Origin of the sequence: Microbacterium sp. Leaf351 (assembly GCF_001423825.1) — a bacterium.
In the GTDB taxonomy this organism is placed as follows: domain Bacteria; phylum Actinomycetota; class Actinomycetes; order Actinomycetales; family Microbacteriaceae; genus Microbacterium; species Microbacterium ginsengisoli.
In genome coordinates, this window is record NZ_LMPK01000033.1 from 250,480 (window position 1) to 257,198 (window position 6,719).

Here is a 6,719-nt window from a genome sequence, read left to right on the forward strand (position 1 = left end):
CTCGACACGGACAAGATCATCACGCGCGACCACGGGCCGATCCCGGCGTACTTCGAGGCGCACGGGGAGACGGCGTTCCGAGCGATCGAGCGCACCGCGGTCGCCGAGGCCCTGACGACCGGCGGCGTCATCGCGCTCGGAGGCGGGGCGGTGCTGCACGAGGAGACCCGTGCCGACCTCGCCGCGCATCACGTCGTGCTGCTGACGGTAGCCCCGCACATCGTCGCGTCCCGCATCGTCGGCGACGATCGCCCCCTGCTCGCCGGCGACGACCCGATCGCCCGCTGGAACCGCATCTACGACGAGCGACGAGCCCTCTACGAACGGGTCGCCGACCTCACCCTCGACACCTCGCACGGCCCCCTGTCGGACGTGGTCGAGCGCATCGTCGCCTGGGACCGCGCCCGCCGGACGGAAGGATCCCCTTCATGAGCACCACCACGATCACCGTCGGCGGAGACGCCCCCTACGACGTGACGGTGGGCCGCGGCATCCTGCCCATCGTCGCCGAGGCCCTGCCCGCCACCGCCCGCAAGGTGCTCATCGTGCACCCGCCGACCCTCGCCGATCAGGCGGCTGCGCTGCGCGAGGTGCTGCGCGGCGACGGTGCGCGCGAGGTGCTGCTGGCCGAGGTGCCGGACGCCGAGCAGGGCAAGCGCGTCGAGGTCGCGGCGTTCTGCTGGCAGATCCTCGGGCAGGCCGATTTCACCCGCACCGACGCGGTCGTCGGCTTCGGCGGGGGAGCGGTCACGGACCTCGCGGGCTTCGTCGCTGCCACCTGGCTGCGCGGCGTCGCGATCGTGCAGGTGCCGACGACGGTGCTGGCGATGGTGGATGCCGCGGTGGGCGGGAAGACCGGCATCAACACCGCGGAGGGCAAGAACCTGGTGGGCGCCTTCTGGCCGCCGCGTGCGGTGATCTGCGACCTCGACCTCCTCGACGGTCTCAGCGCGCACGAGCGCACCGCCGGGTTCGCGGAGGTCGTGAAGGCCGGGTTCATCTGGTACCCGGAGATCCTCGATCTCATCGAGAAGGATCCCGCGGCCGTCGTCGATCCGGGCTCGGAGGCGTTCCGTCGATCGATCGAGCTCGCCATCGAGATGAAGGCACGCGTCGTCGGCGAGGACCTGCGCGAGGCGGGGCTGCGCGAGGTGCTCAACTACGGACACACTCTCGGTCACGCCATCGAGCACGCCGAGCGCTACCGCTGGCGCCACGGCGCGGCGATCTCGGTCGGCATGGTCTTCGCCGCCGAGCTGTCGCGTCTGGCCGGACGCCTCAGCGACGACGTCGCGAACCGGCACCGCTCGGTTCTGGAGTTGCTGGGTCTTCCCACCTCGTATCGCGCGGGCGCCTGGCCGCAGCTGCTGGCGACCATGCAGCGCGACAAGAAGACGCGGGGCGCCATGCTGCGCTTCATCGTGCTCGACGACCTCGCTCGTCCCACCGTGCTGCAGGCACCCGACGAATCACTGCTGTTCGCGGCCTATCAGGAGATCGGCTCCTGAGATGCGCAGAGCCCCGGCCGTCCGAAGGCGGTCGGGGCTCTGCGACAGCGGAGGTCAGGCCGCGACGTGCTCCCTCACGGTGACCGGGGCCGGACTGGCCTCCCCGAGGTCGGCGGTCGCGACATCCTTGGTCTCCCGTGCGGTGAGCGCGGCGCCCGCCGCGATGAGGGCGACCACGGCGGTGAACACGCTCGTCACGACCCAGCCACCCACCTGCACGCCGCCGAGGGCGGTCACGATGGTCGGTGCGAAGCCGGCGGCCAGGAACCCGAGCTGGGTGCCGATCGCCATGCCGGAGAAGCGCACGCGGGTCGAGAACATCTCGCCGTAGAACGCAGGCCAGACCGCGTTCGCGGCCGCGTAGCCGAACGAGAACGTGAGCACGGCGAGCACGAACGTCAGCAGCGCGTTGCCGCTCGACATCGACAGCATGTAGAAGGGCATCAGCACCGCCGAGGCCAGCGCCCCATAGATGAAGACGGGCTTGCGGCCGATGCGGTCGGCGAGGCGGCCGAACAGCGGCTGCGTGCCGAGGGCGAACAGGTTGGCGACGACGACCAGCCAGAGTGTGAGCGACGCGGCAAGGCCGACCTTCACGCCGTAGGCGATGGCGAGGTTGCCGAAGACAGTCGAGACCGCCGAGATGGTCGCGCACAGCACGACGCGGATCACGTCGCGCCAGTGGTGGCGCAGCAGCGGGATGAGCGGGAGCCGAGCGATCTCGCCGCGGGCCTTCGCCTGCTCGAACTCGGGGGTCTCGTGCAGCCGGCGACGGATCACCCACGCGACGAGCACGACCACCGCGCTGAGCCAGAACGGGATACGCCAGCCCCACGAGAACTTGATGTCGTCGGGAAGGGCCACGACGGGAACGAAGATGAGGGCCGCGAGGATCTGTCCGCCCTGGGTGCCGGTGAGGGTCCAGGAGGTGAAGAACGCGCGACGGTCATCGGGGGCGTGCTCCAGCGTGAGCGACGAGGCGCCGGCCTGCTCGCCGGCGGCCGAGAGTCCCTGCAGCAGTCGGGCGAGCACCAGCAGGATGGGCGCCGCCCAGCCGATCTGCGCATAGCCGGGGAGGCATCCGATCGCGAAGGTCGACAGTCCCATGAGCAGCAGCGTGAACATGAGCACGCGCTGACGTCCGACGCGGTCGCCGAAGTGCCCGAGGATGACGGCGCCGACGGGACGCGCGATGTAGGCGAACCCGAAGGTCGCGAACGACATGACGAGGGCCGCCTGGTCGTTGGAGGGGAAGAACACGCTCGGGAAGATGAGCGCGGCCGCGGAGCCGAACAGGAAGAAGTCGTAGTACTCGACGGCGCTCCCCATGAAGCTCGCGATGGCCGCGCGCACTGGGGTCTTCCGCGTCGTTGCGGGAGTGGACATGAGTCTCCTCTATCAGATGGGTGTTGTCGGGGGTAGGGGTGGGATGGAAGGAACGGATGCCGCGTCTGCCGGTCGGCTCAGCGGGCGAGGATCTCCTCGGAGGTGACGAGGTCGCGGAAGTGCCGGGTCATGCGTCGGGGGTCGGGACGCACGCCGGTGATCAGCTCGAAGGCGTCGACCGCCTGGTGCACCGCCATCTGGCCGCCGTCGAGCGTGCGGCAGCCGCGCTCGCGAGCGGCGTCCAGCAGGGCGGTGCGCAGCGGGCGGTAGACGATGTCGGCGAGCCAGGTCTGCGGGCGCAGCAGCGCGGGGTCGAACGCGGTGCCGGGGTGGGCGGCCATGCCGAGCGGGGTGCAGTTGACCACTCCATCGGCGCGGGCGAGCAGGTCGGCCGCCTCGGCGGGCGTCCCGGGGCGCACCTCGGCGTGGGGGTGCCGTTCACCGGCGCGCACCGCCAGGGCGGCCACCCGCTCGATGTCGAGGTCGACGATGGTCAGCTCGCGCACGCCGTCGCGCAGCAGTGCGTCGGCGACGGCGGAGCCTGCACCGCCGGCGCCGAACTGCACGACCCGCTCCCGGGGGACGCCCGGCAGCCCTTCACGCAGGGCCGCGGCGAAGCCGGTGGTGTCGGTGTTGTAGCCGAGCCGGCCCTCGGCGGTCAGCAGGACGGTGTTCACGGCGCCGAGCGAGGCGGCGACGGGGTCGACGTGGTCGAGGTGGGGGAGGACCGCCTGCTTGAAGGGGTGGGTGATGTTGAGCGCGTCGAAGCCGAGGCGCTCGGCCCAGGCGAGGATCTCGCCGAGCTCGGTCACGCCGAGGCCGAGGAGCGCCGTGTCGATCGGGCGGTAGACGTAGGGAATCCCGAGGGCGGTGGCCTCCGCCATGTGCATGGGCGGGGTCAGCGAGGGGGTGACACCGTCGCCGACGAGGCCGACCAGGAAGCGTCGATCGCTGTGCACGGTACTCCTTCGTCCGAAGCGTTTGTACTAACTAGTACGTTCGCAGTGAACACGACAACATCCGACGTGTCAAGCACCGGTGTCAGGGAGTCGTGCGCAGCCAGCCGACGACCACGTCGCCGATCATGCTGCGCAGGTGCGCACGGGTCGCGGCATCCGTGAAGTCGATGTCGAAGAGCTGCCCGAACGTGTGGCGGTTCGCGACCTGGAAGACGCAGTAGGCGCTGATGACGAGGTGCACGTCAAGCGCGTCGACGTCGCTGCGGAACAGGCCGGCATCGCGGCCGCGCGCGAGGATCTCGTCGAGCAGCGACTTGGCAGGCTGCGACAGCGTGCGCAGCGACGGGATGCGGGAGATGGATGTCCCGCGGTGGATGTTCTCGATCGCCACCAGCCGGATGAACGCCTCGTGCGAGACATGATGGTCGAAGGTCAGCTCCGCGAGCTGGCGCACCGCGGCCACCGGGTCCGTGTGATCGACGTCGATCCCGCGCTCCGCCTCGCGAATGCCGCGATAGGCGTCTTCGAGCACGGCGAGGTAGAGGCCTTCCTTGCTGTCGAAGTAGTAGTAGATCATCCGCTTGGTCGTGCGGGTGCGGCGGGCGATCTCGTCCACGCGGGCGCCGGAGAAGCCCTCTTCGGCGAAGACCTCGGTCGCGACGGCGAGCAGTTCGGCCTTGGTGCGTTCGGGGTCGCGGCGCACGTCACTCACGCCGTCAGAGTATCCGAGCGGGATCGGGGGAGTCGGGAACGGCATACCGCCGGGAATGTACCGAGTGGTACATTCCCTGACCATGGAGACCTCGATCGCAACGGTGTGCATCAGCGGGCCCCTCTCCGCCAAGCTCCACGCCATCGCCGCCGCCGGTTTCGACGGCATCGAACTGTTCGAACCCGACCTCATCGCCGCGCCCGAGAGCCCAGAGGAGATCCGGGCGCTGGCCGCACGACTCGGCCTGCGCATCGACCTCTACCAGCCGCTGCGCGACGTCGAAGGGATCTCCGAGGAGGAGTTCGCCCGGGTCCTCCACCGCGCCGACGCGAAGTTCGCGCTCATGCAGCGGCTCGGCGTCGACTCGGTGCTCGCCTGCAGCAACGTCGCGACCGCCGTCACCGACGACCTGGACGTCAGTGCCGCGCAGCTGCGGCGCCTCGGCGAGCTCGCCGCGGGCCGCGGCATCCGGATCGCCTTCGAGGCCCTCGCCTGGGGACGCCACATCGACGACTACCGCACCGCCTGGGAGGTCGTCCGGCGCGCCGATCATCCCGCCGTCGGCGTGTGCCTCGACTCGTTCCACATCCTGTCCCGCCGCACCCCGCTGGAGGGCATCGCGGAGATCCCGGGCGACCGCATCTTCTTCGTGCAGCTCGCCGACGCACCCGCCCTGTCGCTCGACGTGCTCTCGTGGAGCCGGCACCACCGCCTGTTCCCGGGCGAGGGGGCGTTCGAGCTGGCGGACCTGACGCGCCGCGTCCTCGACGCCGGATACCGCGGTCCGCTGTCGCTCGAGGTGTTCAACGACACCTTCCGGCAGACCGACCCCGTGCGCACCGCCGCGCAGGCCCGCCGCTCGCTGCGCTGGCTCGAAGACGCCGTCGCGCGCATCGACCCGGACGTTCCCGACCTGCAGCTCCTGCCGGACTCCGCGGCGCCCGCCGGGGTCGCGTTCGTGGAGATCAAGGGCGAGGACACGAGCCGCTTCGACCGTGTGCTCGCCGCGGCGGGCTTCACCGCCCACGGCCGCCACCGCTCCAAGGCGGTCACTCTGTGGACCAGCGGGCGCGCCCGCATCGTGCTCAACGAGGAGCGCGCCGCGGGTCTCGCGCCGCGCATCGCCGCCGTCGGCTTCGACGTCGACGATGCCGACGCCGTCACCCGCCGGCTCACCGCCCTGGGGGTGCCGCGCGTCGACCGGCGCCGGCTCGCCGATGAGGCCGACCTGCCCGGCACCATCGCACCCGACGGCACCGAGGTGTACTGGAGCCAGGCGGCCGACGCCGGCGACCCGGAGTGGGCCGCCGAGTTCGGCCCGGTGCAGCGCTCCGCTGCACACGGCGTCACCCGCGTCGACCACGTGAGCCTCACCCAGCCCTGGCAGGCCATCGACGAGACCCGGCTGTTCCTGTCCGCCGCCTTCGCACTGGAGCCGCAGGGTTCCACGGATGTCCCGGGTCCTGCCGGACTCGTGCAGAGCCACGTCTTCGGCTCGCCCGACGGCGCCGTGCGTCTCCCGCTGAACGTCGCGCCGCCGTTGTCGGCCGAGGCGGGCCGCGACGGCGGGCCCGTGCAGCACATCGCCTTCGCCTGCGACGACGTCATCGCACTCGCGCGCGCCCTCGCGGACGCCGGCGTCGCGCCGCTTCCCGTCCCCGCGAACTACTACGACGACCTCGCCGCCCGGTTCGCACTTCCGGAATCGACGCTCGACGGGCTGCGCGCGGCATCCGTGCTCTACGACGCCGACGCCGACGGTTCCTACCTGCACGTCTACACACGCACGACCGGCGGCGTGTTCTTCGAGTTCGTCGAGCGCCGCGGCCACTACGACGGATACGGCCCCCAGAACGCCGCCGTCCGCCTCACGGCGCAGCAGCGCGCCGCTGATAGGTTCGGCGCATGACCGCCCCGCGCCGCATCCTGCTCGTCAACGGCCCGAACCTGAACCTGCTGGGCGTGCGGGAACCGGCGATCTACGGCCACGAGACCCTCGCCGACGTCGAGCGTCTCGTGACGGATGCCGCGGCCTCCCGCGGCTTCGAGGTCACCGCCGTGCAGTCCAACCACGAGGGCGTGCTGATCGACGCGATCCACGAGGCGCGCCTCACGGCGGCGGCGATCGTCATCAACCCCGGCGGTCTCACCCAT

At 71.2% G+C, this 6,719-nt stretch carries 7 protein-coding genes; 4 read left to right on the plus strand and 3 right to left on the minus strand.

Annotation, left to right across the window (positions count from 1 at the left end; translation table 11 throughout):
• Both ASG00_RS15415 and aroB read left to right on the plus strand, forming a co-directional pair.
• The coding region (locus ASG00_RS15415; protein WP_056208960.1) for a shikimate kinase at positions 1–432 on the plus strand (432 nt) is incomplete at its 5' end.
• Positions 429–1,508, plus strand: a complete 1,080-nt coding sequence (gene aroB, locus ASG00_RS09550; protein WP_056208962.1) for a 3-dehydroquinate synthase — start codon at positions 429–431, stop codon at positions 1,506–1,508. The genes ASG00_RS15415 and aroB, both read left to right, overlap by 4 nt.
• A 54-nt stretch (positions 1,509–1,562) precedes the next feature.
• Here aroB and ASG00_RS09555 read toward each other — a convergent pair whose 3' ends face one another.
• From ASG00_RS09555 to ASG00_RS09565, 3 genes are all read right to left on the minus strand, one after another.
• Positions 1,563–2,894, minus strand: a complete 1,332-nt coding sequence (locus ASG00_RS09555) for an MFS transporter (protein ID WP_056208965.1) — start codon at positions 2,892–2,894, stop codon at positions 1,563–1,565.
• A gap of 77 nt (positions 2,895–2,971) precedes the next feature.
• Positions 2,972–3,853 carry a shikimate dehydrogenase gene (locus tag ASG00_RS09560; protein ID WP_045248084.1) on the minus strand — a complete coding sequence of 294 codons (882 nt, stop codon included), beginning with the start codon at positions 3,851–3,853 and terminating at the stop codon, positions 2,972–2,974.
• Positions 3,854–3,935: 82 nt separating this feature from the next.
• Positions 3,936–4,565 (minus strand): TetR/AcrR family transcriptional regulator, encoded by a 630-nt coding sequence (locus ASG00_RS09565; protein WP_235557347.1) that lies wholly within the window; start codon positions 4,563–4,565, stop codon positions 3,936–3,938.
• An 82-nt stretch (positions 4,566–4,647) separates the two neighbouring features.
• Here ASG00_RS09565 and ASG00_RS09570 point away from each other — a divergent pair, with 82 nt between their 5' ends.
• On the plus strand, positions 4,648–6,474 hold the full coding sequence (locus tag ASG00_RS09570; RefSeq protein ID WP_056208972.1) for a bifunctional sugar phosphate isomerase/epimerase/4-hydroxyphenylpyruvate dioxygenase family protein: 1,827 nt from the start codon (positions 4,648–4,650) through the stop codon (positions 6,472–6,474).
• Positions 6,471–6,719 (plus strand): type II 3-dehydroquinate dehydratase (locus ASG00_RS17935; RefSeq protein ID WP_235559471.1); only part of this gene is annotated, 249 nt, incomplete at its 3' end. The genes ASG00_RS09570 and ASG00_RS17935, both read left to right, overlap by 4 nt.